The organism is Aeromicrobium sp. PFPM2_SD2, from assembly GCF_057364525.1.
Genome location: NZ_JBNFNZ010000728.1, coordinates 1 through 721, shown reverse-complemented (window position 1 = coordinate 721; position 721 = coordinate 1). Strand labels below are relative to the sequence as shown.

The following is a 721-nucleotide window of genomic DNA, read 5'->3' as shown; positions in this document are numbered from 1 at the left end:
GCGACCGCTGGGGCGCGGACGAGCGCAGCGTCCGCCTCGTGCAGCACCAGCTGGCGCGGGTCCAGGCGCCGGGCCGCACCTCGTCCGCGCTGACCGCACTGACCGGCGGCTACGCCGACGACGACCGCGAGAGCGTCCTCGTCCACCACCGCAGCACCGCGTGGCAGCACGACGCCCCACCCACGGTCCCGCCGGACGTCTGGCGCACTCGCGACCGCGTGCTCGCCGACCAGTTGGTCGCGGACGGCGCCGCGCCTGGGCGGTGCGATGCGCGAGGGACGCGTGCCGGTGGCGCCGTGGCGCGTCGGGCGCCTGCGCCTGGAGGATGCGCTGGCTGAGCGGCACCGGACGCTGGGACCGCAGCCGCCGGAGCTCGCCGACGTCCTGCTCGCGCTGCGAGAGCAGGACGGTGACGACGAGCCGTTCGCGCCCAGCATCCGGGCCAAGGTCGTCCGCTGGCTGGACGGCGAGAAGGTCCCCGAGCTGTCCGAGCCGGTGCTGGAGACCGTGCTGCCCGGGACGTCGCGGCTCGAGCGCGAGTGCGCGCTGCGCTGGTGGTCGCGGGCGTACGACGACGCCATCGCCGATCGCGACGGGGTGCAGCTGCTCGAGCTGCACAACATCGACCCGCACACCGGCGGCGACGAGGCCGGCCTCCGCCGCGAGCGCGAGACGGCCTGGGGACTGGCGCGAGCGCCCCGAGGACGCCTGGGCGCGGGCG

The 721-nt window shown here is 76.8% G+C and carries 1 protein-coding gene; it reads left to right on the top strand.

The features are described from left to right. Positions 1 to 267: 267 nt before the first annotated feature. A partial coding sequence (locus AC2W7G_RS17740) for a hypothetical protein (RefSeq protein ID WP_485869593.1) occupies positions 268 to 721 on the top strand: 454 nt, incomplete at its 3' end.